This is a genomic window from Streptomonospora arabica (assembly GCF_039531585.1).
Taxonomy (GTDB): domain Bacteria; phylum Actinomycetota; class Actinomycetes; order Streptosporangiales; family Streptosporangiaceae; genus Streptomonospora; species Streptomonospora halophila.
The window spans coordinates 16904-39244 of sequence record NZ_BAAAQI010000007.1; the positions used below are offsets into that span (position 1 = coordinate 16904).

General features: G+C 74.2%; 15 protein-coding genes. 4 read left to right on the top strand and 11 right to left on the bottom strand.

Annotated features, from left to right (window positions below; genetic code table 11):
- Nucleotides 1-35: 35 nt before the first annotated feature.
- Nucleotides 36-1277: a glycosyltransferase gene (locus ABD284_RS13525; protein WP_344143546.1), complete on the bottom strand. Its 1242-nt coding sequence runs from the start codon at nucleotides 1275-1277 to the stop codon at nucleotides 36-38.
- A gap of 65 nt (nucleotides 1278-1342) precedes the next feature.
- Entirely contained in the window at nucleotides 1343-2296 is a 954-nt protein-coding gene (locus ABD284_RS13530) for a DMT family transporter (protein WP_344143293.1), read from the bottom strand.
- A gap of 1048 nt (nucleotides 2297-3344) precedes the next feature.
- Between ABD284_RS13530 and ABD284_RS13535 the strand changes: the two genes are divergently transcribed.
- Nucleotides 3345-5201, top strand: a complete 1857-nt coding sequence (locus ABD284_RS13535; RefSeq protein ID WP_344143294.1) for an asparagine synthase-related protein — start codon at nucleotides 3345-3347, stop codon at nucleotides 5199-5201.
- Between the two features lie 130 nt (nucleotides 5202-5331).
- Nucleotides 5332-6927 (top strand): beta-N-acetylhexosaminidase, encoded by a 1596-nt coding sequence (locus ABD284_RS13540; RefSeq protein WP_344143296.1) that lies wholly within the window; start codon nucleotides 5332-5334, stop codon nucleotides 6925-6927.
- Between the two features lie 105 nt (nucleotides 6928-7032).
- Here ABD284_RS13540 and ABD284_RS13545 read toward each other — a convergent pair whose 3' ends face one another.
- Together ABD284_RS13545 and ABD284_RS13550 are read right to left on the bottom strand one after the other, a co-directional pair.
- Nucleotides 7033-7992 carry a glycerophosphodiester phosphodiesterase gene (locus tag ABD284_RS13545; protein ID WP_344143297.1) on the bottom strand — a complete coding sequence of 320 codons (960 nt, stop codon included), beginning with the start codon at nucleotides 7990-7992 and terminating at the stop codon, nucleotides 7033-7035.
- A gap of 338 nt (nucleotides 7993-8330) precedes the next feature.
- Nucleotides 8331-9311, bottom strand: coding sequence for a mechanosensitive ion channel family protein (locus ABD284_RS13550; protein ID WP_344143298.1), 981 nt, complete (start codon nucleotides 9309-9311; stop codon nucleotides 8331-8333).
- Nucleotides 9312-9739: 428 nt separating this feature from the next.
- Here ABD284_RS13550 and ABD284_RS13555 point away from each other — a divergent pair, with 428 nt between their 5' ends.
- Nucleotides 9740-11143 (top strand): ICP22 family protein, encoded by a 1404-nt coding sequence (locus ABD284_RS13555; RefSeq protein ID WP_344143299.1) that lies wholly within the window; start codon nucleotides 9740-9742, stop codon nucleotides 11141-11143.
- 124 nt (nucleotides 11144-11267) lie between these two features.
- Here the strand turns inward: ABD284_RS13555 and ABD284_RS13560 are convergent, their stop codons facing one another.
- The 7 genes from ABD284_RS13560 to ABD284_RS13590 all read right to left on the bottom strand — a co-directional run bounded on the left by ABD284_RS13560 (nucleotide 11268) and on the right by ABD284_RS13590 (nucleotide 19950).
- Nucleotides 11268-12461: a fumarylacetoacetate hydrolase family protein gene (locus ABD284_RS13560; protein ID WP_344143300.1), complete on the bottom strand. Its 1194-nt coding sequence runs from the start codon at nucleotides 12459-12461 to the stop codon at nucleotides 11268-11270.
- Between the two features lie 70 nt (nucleotides 12462-12531).
- Nucleotides 12532-13686 (bottom strand): hypothetical protein, encoded by a 1155-nt coding sequence (locus ABD284_RS13565; protein ID WP_344143302.1) that lies wholly within the window; start codon nucleotides 13684-13686, stop codon nucleotides 12532-12534.
- Between the two features lie 697 nt (nucleotides 13687-14383).
- Nucleotides 14384-15571 carry a C40 family peptidase gene (locus ABD284_RS13570; protein ID WP_344143303.1) on the bottom strand — a complete coding sequence of 396 codons (1188 nt, stop codon included), beginning with the start codon at nucleotides 15569-15571 and terminating at the stop codon, nucleotides 14384-14386.
- A gap of 220 nt (nucleotides 15572-15791) precedes the next feature.
- Nucleotides 15792-17495: a bifunctional 3'-5' exonuclease/DNA polymerase gene (locus ABD284_RS13575; protein ID WP_344143304.1), complete on the bottom strand. Its 1704-nt coding sequence runs from the start codon at nucleotides 17493-17495 to the stop codon at nucleotides 15792-15794.
- Nucleotides 17496-17544: 49 nt separating this feature from the next.
- Nucleotides 17545-18450, bottom strand: a complete 906-nt coding sequence (locus ABD284_RS13580; protein WP_344143305.1) for a 2-hydroxyacid dehydrogenase — start codon at nucleotides 18448-18450, stop codon at nucleotides 17545-17547.
- Between the two features lie 80 nt (nucleotides 18451-18530).
- Entirely contained in the window at nucleotides 18531-19355 is an 825-nt protein-coding gene (locus ABD284_RS13585; RefSeq protein WP_344143306.1) for a TrmH family RNA methyltransferase, read from the bottom strand.
- A gap of 67 nt (nucleotides 19356-19422) precedes the next feature.
- Nucleotides 19423-19950: a subtilase-type protease inhibitor gene (locus ABD284_RS13590; protein ID WP_344143308.1), complete on the bottom strand. Its 528-nt coding sequence runs from the start codon at nucleotides 19948-19950 to the stop codon at nucleotides 19423-19425.
- Between the two features lie 467 nt (nucleotides 19951-20417).
- Between ABD284_RS13590 and ABD284_RS13595 the strand changes: the two genes are divergently transcribed.
- Entirely contained in the window at nucleotides 20418-22130 is a 1713-nt protein-coding gene (locus ABD284_RS13595; RefSeq protein WP_344143309.1) for a substrate-binding domain-containing protein, read from the top strand.
- Nucleotides 22131-22341: the final 211 nt, after the last annotated feature.

Here is a 22341-nt window from a genome sequence, read left to right on the forward strand (position 1 = left end):
GCGGAAGCACTGCTGCGGCCGCCCGCCGTCCGCGGTCAGGCGGCGATGACCGGGCGGCGCGCACGGGGAGCGCTCAGCGCCGTACGCGACCGGCGCAGGCCCGCGAAGTGGCGCGGGCGGACCTCGCCGTAGATCTCGACGAACCGGTCCAGAGACCTCCGGTGGTCGTGCCGGCGGGCGATCTCGCGGCTGGCCGCCCCCATCTCGGCGCGCGCCCTCTCGGGCTCCAGCACCTCCAGCAGCCGCTCGCCCAGGGCCTCGACGTCGCCCGGCGCGTACAGGTAGCCGTTGCTCCCGGGCGTGACCAGGTGCGGCAGGGCCAGCGCGTCGGCGGCCACGACCGGCAGGCCGGTCGACATGGCCTCCAGCGTCGCGATGCTCTGCAGCTCGGCGACGCTGCCGATCGCGAACATGTCGGCGGCGACGTAGAACTTGGGCAGGTCGGCGTCGGGCACGAAGCCCAGGAAGTGCACGCGGTCCGCCACGCCCCGATCGGCCGCCAGCCGCCGCAGATCCTGCTCGCGCTGGCCGGTCCCGGCCAGGGCGAGCTGCGCGTCGCGGCGCTCCAGCACCCGCGGCAGCGCCCGGATCAGCTCGTCGATGCGCTTCTCCTCGTCGAGCCGGCCGACGAAGGCGATGGTGTCGCGCTCGGGCAGCCCGAACCGCTCGCGCGCGGCGGTGCGCTCGGCCGGGCGCGGGTGGAAGCGGTCCAGGTCGATGCCGCAGGAGACGGCCTCGACGGTCCGGGTGAAGCCCTTGTCCCGCAGCAGCCCGGCCGCGCGCTCGGTGGGCGTGGTCACGTAGTCGGCGGCATAGGCCACCCGCACCATGTCGCGCCAGGCGAAGGCGCCCACCATGCTGTGCAGCCGCTCGGGGATGTGGGCGTGGGCGAACAGGTTGTCCGGCATGAAGTGGTTGGTCAGCACGACCGGGGTGCCGGACAGCCGCGCCCGGTGGATGGCCGCGCGGCTGGCGGTGAAGTGGCTCTGCGCATGCACCACGTGCGGCCGCAGCCGCTCGATCAGCCGGGTGAGGTGTCCGCCGATTCCCGCCGGCAGGGTGGTGCGCATCGTGTCGTGCACCATCACCGACACCGACCGCAGGTAGTGCATGGTCACCCCGGAGTCCGCGCTGATACCGGGCTCGCCGGTGGGCGAGGCGCAGACGACGTGCACGTCGTGCCCGCGGGCGGCCAGGCCGGTGGCCAGGCGGCGGGTGAAGTAGGCCGCGCCGTTGACGTCCGGGGGGTAGGTGTCGGCCGCGATCAGAACCCGCAGGCGCTCGTGCCCGCCGGCCTCGTCGCCGGCTCCGGTACGGGGCAGGTATCGCTGGCTCAAGGGGGTCATCGGGACTCTCCTGAGGTCGTGGTCGTGGATGCTCGGGCACCCGGCGATGCGTTGCCGGGCTTGGTGGCGGTCGGCTCGTCGCGGTCGGCGACCGCTCGGAGCGCCTCGGGATTGCGGTTGCGCGCCAGGGCCAGCACGACGGTGCCGCCGAGGGCCAGCAGCGCCGCGCCGACGGCCAGCACCTGGTTGAGCGGGGTCGTCGGGAGGCCCTCTCCCAGCAGCAGCGCGCCGATCCCCGCTCCGACGACGGGGTCGACCACCAGAAGCGTGGCGTAGGCGGCGGCGAAGTGCCCGGTGCGGTAGGCGTTCTGCTGGAACAGCCCGCCCAGGACGGCCGCGGCCAGGCACATCGGCGTCAGCCAGGTGAACACCGCGGTCCAGTCGGCGGCGGCGTTGGCCGCCACCACGCGGGCGAGGGCCGAGGTGGTGCCCAGGGCCGCACCGCCGACGGTCGCCAGCAGCAGCACCCGGGGGCCGGGCCGCACCCAGTGGGCCGCCGCGAACACGGCGCAGCCCAGCGCGAGGATGGCGCCGGTCAGCCCGAGTCCGGTGCCGATGGACAGCTGCGGTACCTCGGCACTGTGCGGGAACAGCAGCAGGAGTCCGCTCAGCCCCGCCATCACGGCGGTTCCGGCGGCGATCTGCCCGGCCCGGACCCGGGTGCGGTTGAACAGCGCCGACAGCACGATGGCGAACAGCAGCCCGGTGACGCCGATGGGCTGGATGATCGTCAGCGGTGCGCCGCTGAGCGCCACCAGGTGCAGCGCGACGCCCGCTCCCGCGCCCGCGGTGCCGATCACCCAGCGGGGGCGGCGGGCGAGGTGCACGAGGAAGCCGACCCGCGCGACGCTGTGCCCGGGCGCCCGCACCGCGTCGCGCTCCTGCAGAGCCGAGCCGAGCGCCATGCAGAAAGCGCCCGCCAGGGCGATGAGCACTGACCAGACGATCACGCTCGCTGCGCCTCCCCCGCTATCGGCGGTCGTTGCGGCGCCGACTCGGCGCCCTCCTGCCTACCAACCAGCCAAGTACAAAGCCTGCGGCGAATCGAGGAAGTCACCACCCAAATCCGGGTAGTGCCACCCCTACCGCGCCGGGTAGGCCCTGCCCGCGGCTGCGCACCTCCCTGGATACCCCTTCGGTCTGTCCGCGCCCCCGCGGGGCGGGGAATCGAGGGAAACATCAGGTCAAGAGTCCGTGACTGCGGACGCTCGCGATGAACCCGCTACCCGCATCGACTCCTATCAAGCCCGGTGGGGGAAGGTCCGGGCGGGCGGCGGCGCCCTGCGGCGCCGGGCACCGGACCGGCGCCGCCCCCGGTGCCCCCGCCCGGGTCAGCGCGGGCCGAGTGGAACGGGGACTCACTCGCCGGTGCCCGGATGCGGAAGCGTGTTAGGCGGGCACGCCGGCTGAACGGCGGTGCCGATGCCGGCCGCCGCGGCCTCAGCGCTCGCACCGAGTCCTCCGCGGGTGAGGACGCCTACCGCGATCGTGCCGAACAGGAACCTGCACCTGGGCACTCCCGGCCGCCTTTCGTGATCTTCATTCGTACATTCCCGGTCATCGCCGCCATACGGTCCTGCGGCCGGTACGCCCGGTGCCCGCCGACCGCAAGCGGCGAATCCGCCATGCGGGGAAAACGCGGCCCCGGCGTACCGGGCTGTTTTTCTACCACACCCGTCCGAAGTGGACGATTCCCCGAGGTGACGCCGCCGTCCGAGCGCCGCACCCGCGGATCGGATTTCCCCGTGACCTGCGGAGAGAATGGTCGGACAACGGGATGCCCATTGTCCCCGGCGGCAATACCCCGCTATTCCTTCTGCCGCCTGTATGGCATGTCGCCCTCGCCGGCGGTGAACGAGGACCGACAATTCGATGAAGGACTCCGCCCCCGTGCACTCGCCGGGAAGGCGAAACGTCTTCTTCATGAAGTGCCGGATGCGCGACCGCGCTCCGGCACCCGGTCTCCACTGCCGGAAGACGGTCACGAGGAGAGTTCGCATGCGCTTCTACCTGGCACTCGCATCCGCCGCGCCCGACGGCGCGGCCCCTATCCCCGAGCACGTCGTGGCGGCGGCACGCGCACTGGCGCAGCGTGTGCTGCCCGTCCCCCCGCAGACCCTGCGGCACACCGCCTGGCAGGCTCCGCGACACAACATCGCGCTGCTCGCCTGGACCAACGAGCCCGAGCACGAGTGGCTGCCCGAACCGCTCGCCGCCACCCGCGACGAGAGCGGCGAGGGCGTCCTCGGCTACAGCGGCTATCTGGCCGACCCCGCGAGCCTCAGGGCGCTGCTCGACCTCGGCGGCGACGCGGACCCCGGACCGCTCGTCGACCGGACGGGCGGGGCCTTCGGCGTCTTCCGCGCCACACCCGCGGGCGTGGACGCCGTCACCACCATCACCCGAAACGACCCGGTGTACTACACCGAACGGTCCCGGCTGCACGTGGTGGGCAACCGCGCGGCACTGGTCCACCTGGTCGCCCGCGCCGCCGAGGACGGGCCGGACGCCCGCCTGCCGCCCACGCCGGAGTACGACATCCCGCCGATGCAGGCGCTGGTGCGGCACGGCTTCTACCTGACCGACCACACGCCGTTCCGCGGCACCACCACCCTGACCGAGTGCGCGACGCTGCGCATCCGCGACGGGGTCGCGCGCACCGCCGCCCGCGACCTGCCGACCCCCGAGCCCGCCCCGCGCGGCCGGCGTGCGCGCCGCGAGCGGGTGCGGGCGCTGGCCGACGCGCTCCTGGAGTCGGTCGAGCCGGTCCGCCGGCACGACGAGGCGATATCCCTGTCGCTCACCGGAGGCCGCGACAGCCGGCTGGTGGCGGCCGTCCTGCACGCGGCCGGAATCCCATTCCGGGCGACGACGCGCGGCTTCGACGACCACCCCGACGTCGTCCTGGCCCGGCGCATCTGCGAGCGGCTGGGCGTGGCCGACCACCGGGTGCAGGCGCCGGAGCTCGACGGAGACGACGCGGTGCTGGCCGAGCATCCCCTGCCGCGGACCGCGCGGCTGGTGCGGATGACCGAGGGGATGAACTCGGCCTTCGAGAACGTCATCGCGCCCGGCGAGTTCCTGGTGGAGGCCCGCCTGTCCGGTTCGGGCGGCGAGGCGCTGCGGGGCGGCTGGCTCAACGACCAGCAGAGCCTCGACCGCGAAGGGCTGCTGAAGAAGTTCAACACCATCACCCGCGCCCAGACTCCGCTGATGACCCCGCAGGCCAAGGCCGAGGGCGACCGGCTCTACACCGCCTACACCGAGGAGTTCGACGAGCTGACCGTGGGGCTGGACCGGATGTTCCTGCGCTTCCGCAGCGGCCGCTGGCTGCCCGGCTCGCGCACGGCCACGCTCATCGGCTACTGCATGTACCACCCGTTCCTGGACCACCGGGTCCGCTGGGAGGCGATGCGGCTCTCGCCGGACTGGCGCTGGTCAGAGGAGGTCGTCTTCCAGTTGCTGACGCATCTGGCCCCCGACCTCGCACGGCTGCCGGTGGCAGACCGCCCCTGGCGCTTCGACCAGCGGCGGATGCTCAACCCGCTGCGGCGGCGGGCGCGCCGGCGGCGCCACGCGCTCAAGGCCCGCACGACGGCCGGCGGCTTCGACTGGCGGCGCAAGCTCAGCGCCGACTACGTCGCGCCCATGCGTGAGCGCATCCTGGACACCCCCGAGCTGTTCGAGCTGGTGGACAAGGGCCGCATCGAGGAGCTGCTGCACCAGGACCCGGTCTCGCGGCCCCAGCAGGTCTGGCACCTGTACTCCATGGCGGTGCTCCTCTCCGACGAGTGGCTCTCGCCCGCCCCGCCCGCCGACGAGCACGCCGAGCGCATCCGCATCCCCATCCGGTGACACCCCGCCCCGAGCGGCCGGGAGGCGGCCGGATCCGGCCGCCCCGGCCCCGGGCTGCGCGCGAGCGGGCCCGCGCGTGCCGCCGGGGGTCCGGTCGTGGCACCATGGGGCGACTATTGGTCTAGACCGGATGGGAGCGCCTTCCGTGCCCGCTGATTCGCTGGTGCCGCGGCCCGCCGAAATTTCGACCGGCGCCTATGACGGCCTCGTGCTCACCCCGTCGACGAGGATCGACGCCGACCATGCGGCCCGCGGCGCCGAGCTGTGGCTGCGCACGGAGCTGGGGGCGGCCACCGGCCTGCCGCTGCCGCGCGGCGACGGGCAGACCGCGCAGATCCGGCTGAGCGTGGACCGGGGAGCCGGTCTGGGCAGCGAGGGCTACCGGCTGATCGTCGACGGCGAGGGCGCGCTGGTCGTCGGCCACGACCCGGCGGGCGTCTTCTACGGCGCCCAGACCCTGCGCCAGCTGCTGCCGCCGGCCGCCTACCGCCGCGCTCCGCTGGAGCCCGACGGCCGGTGGACGCTGCCGAGCGTGCGCATCACCGACCGGCCGCGCTTCGGCTGGCGCGGGTGCATGCTCGACGTGGGGCGGCACTTCATGCCCAAGCACGACGTGCTGCGCTTCGTCGACCTGCTGGCGCTGCACAAGCTCAACGTCCTCCACCTGCACCTGACCGAGGACCAGGGCTGGCGCCTGGAGATCAAGCGGTACCCGCGCCTGACCGAGGTCGGCGCCTGGCGCACGGAGAGCCAGGTCGGCGCCGGGAGCCCGGCGGCGTTCGACGGGCGTCCCCACGGCGGCTTCTACACCCAGGACGACATCCGCGAGATCGTCGCCTACGCCGCGGCGCGGCACATCACCGTGGTGCCCGAGATCGACGTCCCCGGCCACTCGCAGGCCGCCATCGCCGCCTACCCCGAGCTCGGCGAGGGCGAGCCGGTGGGCGTGGCGCGGCACTGGGGGATCATCGACAACGTCCTCAACGTCACCGACACCACGCTGGAGTTCTACCGCAACGTCTTCGACGAGGTCCTGGACCTGTTCCCCAGCACCTACATCTGCGTGGGCGGCGACGAGTGCCCCAAGGAGCAGTGGCGCCGCAGCCAGACCGCGCAGCGGCGCATCCGCGAGGAGGGGCTCGCCGACGAGGAGGAGCTGCAGAGCTGGTTCGTCCGGCACTTCGACGGCTACCTCGCCGAACGGGGGCGCAGGCTCCTGGGCTGGGACGAGATTTTGGAGGGCGGCCTCGCGCCGGGCGCGACGGTGATGTCCTGGCGCGGCACCGAGGGCGGTGTCGCCGCCGCTCGCGCGGGACACGACGTGGTGATGTGCCCGACCGACACCTCCTACCTGGACTACCGCCAGTCCGGCGACGACGGCGAGCCCGTCCCCGTCGGCACCGTGCTGACCACCGAGGACGTCTACGCGGCCGAGCCGGTGCCCGCCGAGCTGTCGGAGCAGGAGGCCCGACGGGTGCTGGGCGCCCAGGTCAACGTCTGGACCGAGCACATGGACACCCCCCGCGCGGTCGACTACATGGTCTTCCCCCGCCTCGCGGCCTTCGCCGAGGCGGTGTGGTCGCCGGGCCGCCGCGAGTACGGCGGGTTCCTGCCCCGCCTGGAGGAGCACCTGCGGCGGCTGGACGCCCTGGGCGTGGAGTACCGGCCGCTGTCGGGACCCCTCCCCTGGCAGAGCCGCCCGGGAGTGGCCGGCCGCCCGCGCTGAATCCCGCGGAAGCGCCCCCGGCACAGGCGTCCGCGCGTCCGCTCGACCGGCGAGCGGACGCGCGGGTGAGCACGCGCGCCGCGGCGCCTGCGGGCAGGCGGCGGGTCAGGCGGCGGGGGCCGCGTCGGCGGTCTCCTCGGCGATGACTTGGCGGGCGACGTCGGGACGGTCGGAGATCAGGCCGTCGACGCCTTTGCCGATGGCCGTGCGCATGTCGCGGGGCTCGTTGACCGTGTAGGTGTGCACCTCCATGCCGGCCTCGTGGACGAGCTGGACGTAGTCGGCGTCGATCGCGGTGTGGTTGGGGTTGATCTGGTCGGCCCAGCCCGCGTAGTCGCCGATCTCCTCGGCGGGCACCTTGCCCAGCAGGCCGTGCGGCACCCGCGGCAGCAGGTCCTGCGAGCGGCGCATCGACTCCCAGTCGAAGCTCTGGATCACCAGCCGGGGCCAGCGCCACGACGGCCGGGGCGCCGACCAGTACGGGCTCTTGCGCAGGTCGGCGGCGATCTCGGCTTCGATTCCCGGGTAGAGCTCGGGCGACTTGAGTTCCAGCAGCAGGTTCAGCCGGTGCCGGCGCAGCCGCCGCAGCGCCTCGTCCAGGGTCGGCACGGGCTCGCCGGCGAACGCGGAGCCGAACCACGACCCCGCGTCGAGCCGCCGGATCTCGGCGAGGGTGAGGTCGGCGACGGCGTAGGAGTCGCGCCCGGGGAAGACGTCCTCGGCGTCGGTGGTGCGCTCCAGGGTCGTGTCGTGCATGATGACGAGCTCGCCGTCGGCGGTGCGCTGAACGTCCAGCTCCACCGTCGTGGCGTCGAGCCGGTTCGCGGCGTCGACGGCGGCCAGCGTGTTCTCCGGAGCATAGGCCGAGGCGCCGCGGTGGGCGACGTCGAGCACGGCCGGCACCCGCTGCTTCGCGGGACCGGCGCTGTCCAGCTGCGCGGCCGCGGACGGCACGGCCGGGGCGGGTGCGGCGGCGGGGGACCCGGGCATGGCCGCGACGGCGCCGGTGCCGCCCGCAAGGGCCAGCACCAGGGTCGCCACCGTGAACCCGAACCGTCGGAACATGTCACTCCCTCGTTTCGAGGTGCATCACTGACCGTCCAAGACTGGCCCCGGACGGTTGCCGCCGAGTGTCGCCGAGTCGATCCCGCCGTGCCGCGCCCGGAAACTCCGCCGCGCAGGGCGCGGGGGCGCGCGGAGCCGGCGACGCGGGATCGACCGACAACACTCCGGAATCGATCGGATGCACAGAGTGCGATTCTATGACGCGTCGGAGCCCGCGGCCGGGACCGACCGGGGGGAGTCTCCAAACGCCGAAGACGCCGCGGTGAACCTGCTTCGCGGCGTCTTCGGAACCTTGTGCGCTGCTTGTCCGCCGGGCGGGCGTCCGGCCCCGGACCGCGCTATGCGGTGTCGGCCGGGCTCGACGGCATCGGGTGCGCCATGCGGATGCCGGCCCGGTCGAAGTCGCGCTTGAGGTGGCCGCGCAGCTCGCGGTCCAGCTCCCACTGCTCGCCCGGCTTGGTCTTGGCCATGACGCGGAAGACCACCGCGCCGTTGGCGATGCCGACGACGCCGGCGGCGGCGGGGGACTCCAGCAGGCGGGCGGCCTGCTCGGGCAGCTCGGCGAACGTTTCGAGGCTGCGCTCGACGACCTCGGTGGCCTGCGCGACGTCCACCCGGGAGTCCAGCGGGATTTCGACGACCGCGCGCGCCCAGTCTTGGCTCATGTTGCAGACGCGCAGGATCTCGCCGTTGCGCACATACCACAGGCCGCCGTTGAGGTCGCGGATCTTGGTCACCCGCAGGCCGACCTCCTCGACGGTGCCCACGGCTTCGCCGACGTCCACGACGTCCCCGACGCCGTACTGGTCCTCGATCAGCATGAAGACCCCGGAGAGGAAGTCCTGGACCAGGCTCTGGGCGCCGAAGCCGATGGCGAGCCCGAGCACGCCCGCGCTCATCAGGATCGGACCGAGGTTGACCCCGAGCTCGCCCAGGGCCATGACGATCGCCACCCCGATGATCACGATCGAGGCGATGCTGCGCAGCACGGAGCTGATGGTCTCGGCGCGCTGCTGCTGCCGCTCGTTCCCGGCCCCGTCGGCCTTGGCCAGCACGCGGCTGCCGAGCTTGCCGCTGCCCAGGCGCTGGTGGGAGGCGGCCAGCCGCTTGACGCCGTGCTCGATCAGGCGCCCGGCGACGGCGCGCAGGATGACGGCGATGACCAGGATCAGCACGATCCGGATCGCACCGGAGATGAAGGCCCCGGAGTTGTCCGAGAACCAGTCGACGACGGGCCCCGCCTGCGCCATCAGGACGGTGTGCCCTTCGGCGCCGAGCAGCGGTGGCACACCCGCCTCCGCCGTGCTCGCTCCTGGCATGCTCTCTCCTTCGTATCGGCTGGTCCAGGGGGCGCCGCCGCTCCGGCGGCGGCTCGCGACCGGTGGCGGCGGGCGGGCCGGGCCCGCGGGGAACCGCCGTTCGGGCCGCGCTAGTCCTCGGCCATCGTGTCATAAGGCCATCTACCAGCCAAAAGAACGCAATGAACGGGCAACATCCGGACCGGCGGCGGCAATGGACACCGCTCGGGGAGCAATCGGATTGGGGTGATCGACGGCCGCGCGGAGCGGCCTCGGCGCGCCTGGAACATCCGCCGCGGTGGCCATGTGGGCCGATTCGGCGCCACGACACGCGAATGACACGGTGTGAGCAGATGATTACGCAATGTGCGATTTTTGTTGGGCGGTGGCCCGCAGGGTTTGCACCAGCCACCTGACACGCGCTTGGCAATCAATGGAGAGGTCCGAGCATGCGCAAGCACCAGAAGCGATGGATCGCGCTCGCCGGTGCCGCCACCTTGTCCGTGGCAGGCCTGGTAGCGGCCGGCGGCCCGGCGTCGGCGGAGTACAGACCCGGCGACGACCCGCTGGCCTGGCCGGTCGTCCGACAGCACGCGTCCTCCTACTCCCTGGACGGGTTCGACATCGCGTACCTGCCGCCGGGACTGGAGAGGTTCGGCATCCACGCCGTCTCCAAAACGGGGAACTCCGGCGAGCGGGTCTCGACGGTCTCGTGGGTGCAGGGCACCGACGCGGTGTACGGCAGGGTCAGCGTGATCCGCTCGCAGGACATCACCGACCTCGACGACCTGCGGAAGGCCCGCTACGGCCGAATCGAGGACAAGGCGCTGCAGAAGACGAAGGCCAACGGCTTCCCGGCCTACATGTCCGAGAAGACCGGCGACCTCTTCTGGGTCCCCGAACAGGGCGTGGCCGTGGAGGCCTACCTCCAGCCGGACCGCTGGGAGGCCGACGAGCTGGCCGCCTTCGCCGACGGCGTGGAGCGGCGCACCGCGGACGAGGGGACGCAGGGCGCCGAGGAGTCTGCAGGCGCGGAGGAGGACGGTCAGGAGGCCGCGGACTCCGGCGGCGAGGAGGCCGGTTCCGCGGAGTCCGCCGGCTCCGGTGAGGGCACCGCCGAGGAGCAGCCTGCGGAGGGCACCGGCGAGTCCGCGGACGAAGGGCCCTCCAAGCAGGAGGCCGGTGGGCCGTCCGCCGACGTCCGGCCTGCGGGCACGCAGGGCCAGGAGCCGGAGGACCAGGGGGCGGACGCGACGCCGGGCGCCGGGAAGCCGCAGGAGGAGGTGCCGGAGCAGGGCGCTGTGACCCCCTCACCCGGCACCGGCGGACAGCCCGCCGAAGAGGTTCCTGAGACCGGCGGAAAGCCCGCCGAGGAGATCCCCGAGACCGGACAGCAGCCCACCGGTGAGGCCGCCGGCCGGTCCGCGGAGGCCGCCGACGGCATGTTCGCGCCCGGTGTCCCGCTGGCGGACGCGCGCACCTGTGTGGCCGAGAAGCTGCTGACCGGGGACTCCGATGCGGTGCCGGCCGAGGTCGCCGCGGACGACAGCGCACTGCTCGAGCTGTGGCGGTCGGTCGGCTCCGACTCCCGGGACGAGGCGGCCCGCGCCTGCGCGGACCGCTTCGCGGCCGAACCGGCGCAGGTCGAGCGGATGATGACCGGACTCGCCGCCGAAACCGCGGCCGACGCCGCCTCGGAGAAGGCCGGCGCCCAGGAGGACGCCGAGCAGAACGAGGAGTCCGGCCGCGACGGCACCGGGACCGGGCAGGCGGAGGAGTCATCGGACTCCGGCCCCCTGGGCCTGTGGGATGCGATCCCGTGGCCCCTGCCCGATGTGACGGTCCGCTTGTAGTGCACCCGCGGCCCTGCGGGGCGGAAGCGGCGGCCAGGTGAGCCGGCCGGCCGATGGCGGCGGGGACTCGCGCGAGTCCCCGCCGTTCGCATCGCGGGCCGCGGTCGACGCGCCGGCCGCCGCGTCAGCCCTCGGCGGGCAGCACCGTAGCGCCGACCTCGCCGAGCCGGATGAGACCGCCGCCCATCCCCTGCGCCCAGGCGCGGATCCCGACTGTGTCGCCGTCCTCCAGATAGCCGCGGGCCGCGCCGCCGGAGAGCCGGAGCGGAGCCTCGCCCGCCGACTCCAGCTCCAGCAGGCTCCCGCGCCGCCCCTCCTCTCCCCCGGAGACCGCGCCCGAGGTGTAGAGGTCGCCGGTGCGCAGCGCCGCCCCGTTCGCGGTCAGGTGGGCGAGGAGCTGGTCGGGGGTCCAGTACATGGCCGCGTACTGCGGCCGGGAGACGACGTCGCCGTTCAGGCGCACCTCGAACCGGACGCGCAGACCCCAGTCGGCCACCCGCGCCAGGTTCGGCAACGGCGGCGGCGCCTGCGCGCGGCCCGCGAACCGCGCCGCCCCCAGCGCGTCGGTGGGCACCACCCACGGCGATACCGGGACGGCGAACGACGCACCGGTCAGCGGGCCCAGTGGCAGGCCCTCCCACGCCTCGATGTCGCGCGCGTTGAAGTCGGCCGCCAGCACCGCGCCGAAGACGTGCTCGACGAAACCGGAGACCGGCACGCTGCGCCCCGGCGAGGTCGGCACGCCCACGACGAAGCCCAGGTGCGCCTCGGCGTCCATGCGTGCGCTCGGCCCGACGTGCGGCGCCCCGCCGCCCGCACGCGCGCGCTGGCCCGCGGGGCGCCGCACACCGCAGCCGGAGGCGGTCAGGGCGCCGGCGCGCCCGTGCCGGCCGACGGGCTGGCGGTACCACCGGTCGGGCAGGCCGGTGCCGGGCCGGAGCAGGTTCTGGACGGCGGCGGCGTGCTCCGCCGACCCCTGGAAGACGGTGTAGTCGGCCGTCTCGAAGGGGCGCAGCAGCCGCACCTCCGACAGCGGGACCAGGTGCGGTTCGGCGGCCGCGCGCCCCTTGTCGGCCGCGAGCATCCCGGCCACCTTGGCGCGGGTCGCCCGCCAGGCCGTGGAGCCGCGCGCCATGAAGGGGCCCAGGGAGGGCGCCGCGAACTCCGGGTCGCCCAGCGCCCCCGCCAGGTCGAGCACCCACCGGCCCACCCGCACGCCCACCCGCGGCGGCTCCCCGGCGCGCGCGAACACGCCGTAGGGGAGGTTGTCCGCACCGTAGCCCGTGCTGTCGGCTCCGGGCACCCACGTCGTCCGCACGGTCCTCCTCGTCGCTCACCGCTGCCGCGCGCAGCCCGGACCGAGTACGGACCCGGGCGCGCCCGTGCGCTTACACCTGCCAGCCGCCCAGCAGGCCGAGCGCCGCGGCCTCGCGTACGGGGTCGCCGGTGCTGCGCGCGGCGTAGCCCATCAGCACCTCCCGCGTGCGCAGCGCGGTCGCCGGGTGCAGACCGCGGGCCAGGCGCGCGAGGTGCCGCGCGTCGGTGGCCGACAGCAGGCCGGGCACGCTGCCGTGGTCGCCGTCGACGACGGAGGCGGTGGCCAGCAGCAGGTTCAGGTAGCCGTACTGCGGGGCGCCCGTGGCGGGGTCGGTGCGGCCTGCGGCCTGCGGCGGCCCGCCGGCCGCCACGAACGGGACGTCGCGCTCCACGCAGGCGGTGATGAGCACGCCGAGCTCGCGGGCGTCGGGGACCAGCTCCGGGCGCGGGCCGCCGCAGCGGATCTTGACACCCAGCGGGCGCGCGCCGCTGAGGACGTCCACCGCGTCCAGCCAGCCGGGTTCGCGGAACGGCTCGAAGTAGACGACCCGCCCTGCGGCGCCGATGTCGCCGGTGCGGAACAGCGCGGCCACCAGGCGCAGGTCCTCGGGGCGGGCGCGGGTCTCGTAGTGGGTGATCCGGACCCGGGGGTCGCGCTCGGGCACCTCGCCCGCGATGCCCCGGTCGGTGTCGAGGATGAGGCCGACGTCCACAGGGCCGTGGCCGTCGAGGCGCGTGAGCAGCTCGCCCCATCGGGCCTCCGGGCACAGCAGGCGGTGCGAGAGCATCGGGTGGGCGACGATGCTGTCCGAGCGGTGCCGCTCGACCGCCTGCACCACGGGCAGGGGCCGAAAGTCCGGCGACTCGGCGGAGCCGTCCTGCGGGGCGTGCGTCGCGGCGTCGGCGCGGCGATCGGCGCCGGGACCGCGGGCGCGCTGCCCCTCGTCCGGGCGGCGGCTCGTGGCGGGCGGGCACAGTCCGGCGTCGTCGACCAGTCCGCGCAGCAGGATCTGGGCGGGGGTCTCCTCCTCGGCCAGTGCCAACGCTGCGAATCCCCCGTCCGTCGCGTCGTAGGCCCGGTAGCCCGCGTAGGATGCGGCCGCCTGCTCGGAGACGCCGGCGGCGGCCTGCGCGCGGAGCCGGGCCGTCCGGCGGCGGGCGCGGCGGCCGCCGATTCGGGTCCGCCGCACCGCCGTGTCGTCAGGCCCTCCGCTGCGTCCCTCCATGGCGCCTCCTCCCGTGAGGCGCGGACCGCGGCTCGTCCCCCGCTCCGCGCCCCTGCCGGATATAGGCATCCCTTGTGCCTGTATGGCTACTTCTACCCAGCTTTGCCGGAGTCCGTGCCTTGAAGTCGGCCGGAGACCGGCGGGGCGGGCCGGTCGGAGGTGGCGCGAAGCACCGCCGGTGGGAGGCGGCCGACCGGGAGGAACGCCGCGGGAGCCAATTGTCGCGCTCCGCTCCGCCGCCTCTACCGCGGCGTGGTACGGACGCTTTCCGGCGGTTCCTGTTGCCGCGTCCCATGGGAGGGACCCTCGCGAGGAATACCCGAGAAATACTGTTTCTGCCCTGTTTACGGGCTCGGAGGGCGTTGAACTCCGCCCTTGCCAAAACGGCCGGGCACTGCTTACCTTGATCCAGAAGTCGATGGGCCCCGCACTCACGGGGCGCCGTCGCATACGACCACAAGCAGGGCTGGTTTCGCTGGCTCCCCCTCCCTCAGTGACTTGCCCTGCGCCTCTCCTGCGGAGTCCAGCCAACCCCTCCCGGCTGGTCTCCATCGTGCAGGAGGAAAGGGGCGGTGCCGGCGCGGCGCCGCCCCTTTCGCTGTCCCGGTGCGGCACCGTCGGGCGGGCGGTGGCCTTTCGCACACCGGCGGTGCCGGTACCCGCCGCAGCGCGGCCGCGGGCTCCCCGGGAGCCGCTGTCAGCCGTGGACGCGCACGACGCCGGCCATGTTGTCCATGCGGACGTCGGTGACGCGCACGTCCAGCCCCGTCCTGGGCGCTTCCAGCATCCGCCCGCCGCCGAGGTAGATGGCCACGTGGGAGATGTAGTCAGGCGCCGTGGGGTCGTTGCGCCAGAAGATGAGGTCGCCGCGGCGGGCGTCGGCGTACTCGAGCTGCTCGCCGGCGAACCACTGGTCGTGGGTCACGCGCGGGACCGACACCCCCGCCTCGCCGAACGCCCATTGCACGAGCCCGGAGCAGTCGTAGCCGCCCTCGGACATCGACTCGCCGCCCCACACGTAGGGCACGCCGAGGCGCGTTTCGGCCGCCGCGATCGCGGTTTCGAGGGTCCGCGAGTCCAGGGCCTCGCCGGTCGCGCCGGCGGGCCGGGGCTCGGGGTCCTCGGCGAGCACCTGCAGCGAGGCCTCGTCGCCGAGGGCCTTCTCCAGCCGGTCCTGCAGGTCCCACAGGTCGGCGTCGGGCGCCGAGACGATCAGCGCGTTGCCTCGGGGAAAGCCCAGCTCACGGGCCAGGTCGCGGGAGACCAGCGCGTCGATTCCGGCGACGCCGGAGGTGGCGTGGGTCCACACATCGCGCGTGACCTCCCCCTTCGCACCGGCCAGCTCGACCCTGCTGCCCACATCCAGGCCGCGCTGCTTGCCCGCGTCGGCGGACAGGGCGACGCGGCCCTCGGCGATGCCCTGCCAGATGTCGTCGGACTTCGCGGACGGCTCGGGGGCGTAGTTGCGGAAGCCGGAGGGGTCGACGCCGAGCACGGCGGTGCCCTCGCCGTCGACGTCGAGCCGGGCGGCGTCGACGGTCTCGACGGACTCGACGCCGTCGAGCCCGGCGACCTCGCGCACGCGCTCCCGGGGGATCGACTCGGGAAGCACGGCGAAGTACTCGCGGGAGCGGGCGCGGTCGAACCCGGCGACCTCGGCGTGGTCGTTGAGCTCACCGGTGTCGCCCACGGGCGGGGAGGATCCGGTACCGGCCGGCGAGGCCGGTCCGCCGGTGGAGGGTGCGCCGGCCATCTGCTCGCCGACGGCCGGGCGCTCCCGGACGTCGGGCGAGGGGGCCGCCCAGGCCGGAGCCGCACCGAAAGCGGTGAACGCGACGGCAAAGGCCGCGGTCGTCCCCGCACACGATCTCCACCGTTGACGCACGTGTACCCCGCTCTCCTGCTGTGGGCCGACCCTGGGCCGGTGCGGCCGTTCGGCCGGCTTCAAGCGTCTCCAAGCATGGTGTTCCCCGGGTGTCGATTTCAAGCGTCCGAAACGTGAACTGCGGGTGCTTTCAGACGCCGCACCAGGTCAGGTCCGCGCGAGGAGCAGGACCGAATTGTGCCGCGTTTCGCGCGCCGTGAGCGCGTGCGCAACGCGTGCCTCAGGCATCGGAGTAGCGGTCGACGACGGCGATGTCCAGCGGGAAGCGCACCGGGGTGTCGCCGAACATGAGCGCCGCGGCCTCGTCGGCGGCGGCGCGCAGCGTCTGCACCGCCGCCTCGGCCAGAGTGCGGGGCACGTGCAGCACGAGCTCGTCGTGCTGGAAGAACACCAGCTGCGGCCGCCCGGCGGCGGAGTCGAGGTCGGCGAGCCCGCGCCGGACCGCCGCCATGAGCACCAGCGCCCATTCGGCGGCGGTGGCCTGGACGACGAAGTTGCGTGTGAAGCGGCCCCGCTCGCGCGCCGCCCGGTCGCCGGGGCCGGCGGACCCGCCCTCGTCGGCGTCGTCCTCGGCCCCCCACATCGGCGGCGGGCAGGTGCGGCCCAGCCATGAGCGCACCAGGCGGCCCTGTTCGCCCTCGCGGGCGGCGGCGTCGACGTGCTCGACGGCCCGGGGATAGGCCTGCCGCAGCCGGGGCAGCAGGGCTGCGGCGTCGCCGCTGGTCTGGCCGTACATCGCGGCCAGCAGCGCGATCTTGGCACGCTGGCGGTCGCCGCCGAAGGAGCGGGCCAGGCGCGCGTAGAGGTCGTCGCTGCCGGCGGCCGCGGCGAGCGCGGAGTCGCCGGAGACCGCCGCGAGGATCCGGGGCTCCAGTTGCCCGGCGTCGGCGCACACGAGGGTCCACCCGGGGTCGGCCACCACGGCGCGCCGGACGATCTTGGGGATCTGCAGGGCTCCGCCGCCGCGCGTGGCCCAGCGCCCCGAGACCACACCGCCCACGACGTAGTCGGTGCGGAACCGCCCGCCGGAGACCCAGGTGTCCAGCCAGGACCACCCGTGGGCCGAGTGCAGCCGCGCCAGCTCCTTGTAGCGCAGCAGGAGCGGCACCGCCGGGTGGTCGACGCGCTGGAGCACCCAGGAGCGGGTGGAGGACACGGGGTGGCCGGCGGCCTCGAACGCCCGCATCAGCTGGACCGGGGAGTCGGGGTTGACGCTGCGGCCGAAAGCCTCGCTGATGCGGGCGGCGAGGTCGGCCAGCACGGGAGGGCGCGTGCCCGAGGCCGGGCGCGCACCGAGCTGCTCGGTGAGGACCGCGTCGTGGACGTCGGCGCGCCAGGGGACGCCGTCGTGGGCCATCTCGGCCGCGCCGAGCGCACCGGCCGACTCGACGGCCGCCAGAAGCGCGAACCGCCCCGGGTGCACCAGCTCGGCCATGCGGCGCCGCTGGTCGGCGTAGACCTCGACGAGGGCGTCGAGCGGGTCGGCGTCGGGCGGCAGCGTGGAGCGGTCCGGTTCGAACAGGGTCGGCTGCGCATCGCGGCCCTCGGCGCCCGGGGGCGCGGGATCGGGCGGGGCCTCGCGGCCGTGCAGGCGCGCCCAGGCGGCCCCGAGCGCGTGGGCCTCGCCGAAGCGGCCGGCGTGGCTCAGCAGCAGCGCCTCGACCAGAGTGGTGTCGTGGCAGCGGGAGATGCGCACACCCCGGTCCAGCAGAGCCGGATAGACCTGGGAGGTGTCGGCGAAGACCCAGCGCACAGGCTCACCGCTGCGCCGGCCGCGCGCCTCGTGGTCGGCGATGGCGCCGGCGAGGTCGCCGACGCGCCAGAGGGTGCCCTCGGAGAGGGCGCCCTCGGAGCCGGACGCCTGTTCGCCGAGTTCGCGCAGGCGCCCGCCGCCTTCGGCCTCGGACACCGCCGCGATGCGCATACTGCAAGTCTGCTCTACACCGGTGACGGTTCCCAAGCGGCGCGGCGGCTCAGCCGCCGGTCCGCACCACGTTGGCCAGGGGTTCGCCGCCCGCCCAGCGCCGCAGCTGCTCGTCGACGAAGCGCCGCGCGCGCGGGTAGAAGGTGTCGGATCCCCCTGCCACGTGCGGGGTGACGAACACGCCGGGGGCCTCCCACAGCGGGTGGCCCGCGGGCAGCGGCTCGGGGTCGGTGACGTCGAGGGCGGCGCGGACGCGCCCCTTCTCGGCCAGCAGTGCGGCCGTGTCCAGCAGGGCGCCGCGCCCCACGTTGACGACCAGGGAGTCGTCGGGCATCAGCGCCAGCTCGGGGGCGCCGATCAAGCCCTCGGTCTCGGGGGTGTGCGGAGCGGTCAGCACCACGATCGAGGCGTCGGGAAGCAGCCGGTGCAGCGCGTCGATGCCGTGCACGCCCTGGTCGGGGCGTCCGCGGCGGGCGACCCGCACGACCTCGCACTCGTTGGGCACGAGCCGCGCCTCCAGGGCCGCGCCGATGCTGCCGTAGCCGACGATGAGCACCCGCGTCCCGGCCAGGGAGCGGGTGTAGTGGGGCTCCCAGCGCTGGGCGGCCTGGTCGCCGGCCCAGCGCGGCAGCTCCCGCTGCGCGGCCAGGACCAGGGCCAGTGCGTGCTCGGCGGTGCTGGCGTCGTGCAGGCCGCGGCCGTTGCACAGCTCGACGCCCGCGGGCAGGTGCTCCAGCGCCCGTTCGTATCCGGCGGTGAGCAGCTGGACGACGCGCAGGCCGGGCATGCGCGCCATCAGGTCCAGGCGCTGGGTGCGGCCGTAGGGGACCACCCAGAAGGCGACCCGGGACAGGTCGGCTGCGGGCTCACCGGATCCGTCGAAGACGTCGCCGGCGACGCCCTCGGGCGCGTTCTCCAGGTTCTGCTCCCAGGGCACCAGTACGCGTTCGGCCATGTCTCCCCCACTGCTCGTCCCGTCGTCCCGTTCGCGTTCAGCGGTCCGCGCCCGCTCCGCCCACTTGTAGCACCCCGCGCTCAGGCGGCTCCCCCCGCGGGGCGCGTCAGCTCGTAGCAGGCGATGGCGGCGGCGGCCGTCACGTTGAGCGAGTCGACCTCGCGCCCGGCCATGGGGATGCGCACACCGGCGTCCGCCTGGTCCAGCCAGCGGGAGGAGAGCCCGTCGCCCTCGCTGCCGAGCATCAGCGCCACGGGTGCGTCCGCTTCCCGCACCAGCGCGTCGGCGAGCGGGACGGCGCCGGGGCCGGGTGTCAGGGCGAGGAGGCGGAAGCCGCGCCCGCGCAGCTCGTCCAGGCCGCCGTGCCAGTCAGTGAGGCGGCTGTAGGGCTGGGCGAAGACCGCGCCCATGGAGACCTTGACGGAGCGGCGGTAGAGCGGGTCGGCGCAGCGGGGGGCCAGCAGGATCGCGTCCACGCCCAGGCCGGCGGCGCTACGGAAGATCGCGCCGACGTTCGTGTGGTCGAGGACGTCCTCCAGCACCACGACGCGGCGTGCGCCCCTCAGCACGTCGCCGGGTTCGGGCAGCGGGCGGCGGTGGAAGGAGGCCAGGGCGCCGCGGTGGACGTCGAAGCCCGTGAGCCGCTCGACGGCGGCGTCGCCGACGACGTAGACGGGGGCGTCGACCTCCGCGGCGAGGTCGGCGAGCGCCTCCAGCCGGCGCCGGGTCAGCAGCAGCGAGCGGGGCGCGAAACCGGCCGCCAGCGCCCGCCGGATGACCTTGTCGCCCTCGGCCATGAACAGCCCGTGCTCGGCCTCGATGCTCTTGCGCAGGTTGACGTCGCGCAACCGGAAGTAGTCGGCCAGGCGCGGGTCGCCGGGGTCGGGCACCTCGATGACGTCCATGGCCACCGATTATCGGACGCCGGAGCCCGGGCCGCTGACGCAGGGGTGCGCCCGGTCGGGGCGCGGGTCAGCCGAGCGGCTTGGTCACCGGGCGCAGCCGCTGCCAGCGGGCCTCCTGGCAGGAGTCGGACCGGTCGACCTCGGTGTCGATCTTGTGGCCCTCCCAGACGCCGGTGATCTCGGCCTTCTGGGGCCCGTAGGAACGGTCGGTGCACACGGCGCCCGGAGCGACCTCGGCGAAGGGGTTGTCGGCGCTGCCCCTGGCCGATCCGGCGGCCCATTCGGCGGCCACCTGCGCGATCTCGGCGCAGGCCGCCGGGTCGCTTCGGGGGTCGCCTTCGCATGTGAGGTTCTGCACGTAGGCACGGCCCTCGTCGACGACGCTGATGCGCAGCTTGCCCACCGGCGGCGCGGGCGAGGAGCCGAGGTCGCTCACGGCGTTGACCGCGGACTCGGTCGCCGGCGCCGGTTCGGGGGCCATGAGGGAGCCGCCGACGGCGACGCCGTAGGAGAGGGCCCCGCCCAGGCAGAGAGCGCCGAGCACCGTCGTCCCGAAGGAACCGAGCACCCCGCGGCGGGGGTTCAGCTTCACCATAGTCGCCACTCTAGGAAGTCGGATCGCCACACAGTGCGACGGCGGGAGGAGATTCCGCTGCGCCTCTGTGCGCCCATGTCTTCCGCGATACCCCGGAAAGCGTCTCTCGCACCGGGGAACCGGTGTCCCGGAGCGGGCCGCGTCGGGCAATCCCCGACGGAGGGGGCACGCTCACGGCAAGATACCGGTCTGAGCCGAGTACGCATACTAGCCATGTCCGGTAAGAGTGGCCACTGGGGGCTTTGGTTCGGTCCTGTCCGCACTGTGGCACTTCTCTCCCGCCATTACCAACGAGTAAGGTCACGGGCCGGAACACCGCCTCCGCCCCGGGCCCCGCGAACCGCCCGCGGGGCCTGCGGCTCCGGCACAGAACGCACGCTGCCCCAGCCCCCGCCCCACCGGCGCCCGCATCCCCGCACCGGACCCGCCGCCCCCGCTCGCCCCCACCGCTTCACCCCGGAGAGCACGTGCCCAACGGACGACACCGCCAGCCATCCCGCACCCGCATCGCACTGCGGTCCCCCCTCGGGTTCACCGCCGCGGCCCTGGTGCTCATCGCCGCGCTGACCGTGGCGGTGCCCGCGGCCGTGCGCTACGCCGGGTGCGGTGAGACGCGGTATCTGCGCATCGCCGCCGCGCTGAGCATCGCTCCGGTGCTCCAGCAGGCCGCAGAACGGTTCAACGAAGGCGGCCGGGAGTACTCCGGCGTGTGCGTGTTCGCCCAGGCCGCCGAGGTCCCGCCGCACCGCGTCATGACCGAGGTCTCCGGCGGGCCCACCGGCCGCTCGGAGATCGCCCCCGACGTGTGGGTGCCGGAGTCCTCCGCCTGGGTGGAGCTCGCCCGCGTCTCCGCGTCGGGCGCGCGCACCATCGACCCCGATCCGCGCTCGCTGGCCTCCACGCCGGTGGTGATCGCCGCACCCGAGGACACCGAGGGCCTGCCCGATCCCGGGGCGGCCTCCTGGGAGATGCTCCGGCCCGGAGAGCGGCCCGGCGGCGCGCGCCCGCTGGTGATGGTCGACCCCAACCGCGGCGCGGCCGGCATGGCGGCGATGCACGCCGTGCGCCGCGAACTGGGCAGCGGCGACGACGCCGATACCGCCATGACCGACTTCGTGCGCGACGCCCAGCCCGACACCGCCTTCGGCGAGGTCGACCCCGCCGCCGTCTACCCGGTGCCCGCCGGTCCGGCCCCGCTGGCCGTGCTGCCGGAGCGTGCCGTGATCGACTACAACGGCGACAGCCCCGCCACCCCGTTGCGGGCCCTCTATCCCCGGGAAGGGACGGTGAGTCTGGACTACCCGTTCGTCTCGACCAGCGACGACCCGGCCATGCGCAGCGCCGCCGAGGACCTGTGGTCCATCCTGCGCACCGACCCCTACCGCGAGCGGCTGCGCGCGATGGGCTTCCGCGAGCCCGACGGCACCGCCTCGGCCCCGCTGCAGTCCGCCCGCGGCATCCGCGCCGAGCGGCCCGAGACCCACGGCGAGCTGACCGGTGACGCCCTGCTGTCGTCGGTGGAGGACTGGAACCGGCTGTCGATGCCCTCGCGCTCGCTGGTGCTGGCCGACGTCTCGCGCTACATGCGCGCCGGCCTCGACGGCCAGGACACCACGCGGCTGGCGGTGACCCGCCGGGCCGCCCAACTGGGCCTGTCGCTGTTCCCCGACAACACCGAACTGGGGCTGTGGCTGCTCTCCAGCGACTACGGCGACTCCGGCCGCGAGGAGGTCGAAGGGCTCGCCCGGCTGGGCGCCGCCGACCGCGGGAACGGCACGACCCGCCGCGAGGAGCTGCAGGACATCGCCGAGGGGATCGAGTCGCGGGGCGGCGAGCCGCGGCTGTACGACAACATCCTGGCCGCGCACGAGACCGTGTCGGCCTCCTACCGCGAGGACCGCATCAACAGCGTCATCGTGCTGACCGCCGGGCGCGACGGCGGTTCCAGCGACATCTCCGCCGATGAGCTGGTGGCGGCGCTGCAGGACTCGTTCGACCCCGAGCGCCCGGTGACCCTGTTCATCATCGCCTTCGGCGACCAGACCGACCGCGAGGAGCTGGCCGACATCGCCGCCGCCACCAGCGGTACGCTCTCGGTCGCCGACGATCCGGACGAGATCGGCGACATCTTCCTCAGCTCGATCTCACGCCGGCTGTGCGTGCCCGACTGCGGCCGATAAGCCCGGATGAAGCGCGATGCCTGAGAGGCACCCCGGAAACCGGTTACGATCGGGTAACGGTGTTACGCGCGGTATCATCCGCCCGCCTTGTGCGGTGCCGGCCGGTGCGACCATCGTCCTTCCCGTCGCCACGGGCGGAATCACGGTCGCGATCATGATCGCCAGGCAGTCGGTATGCCACCATCCGCCCTTTTAGTGATCCTTCACCCTG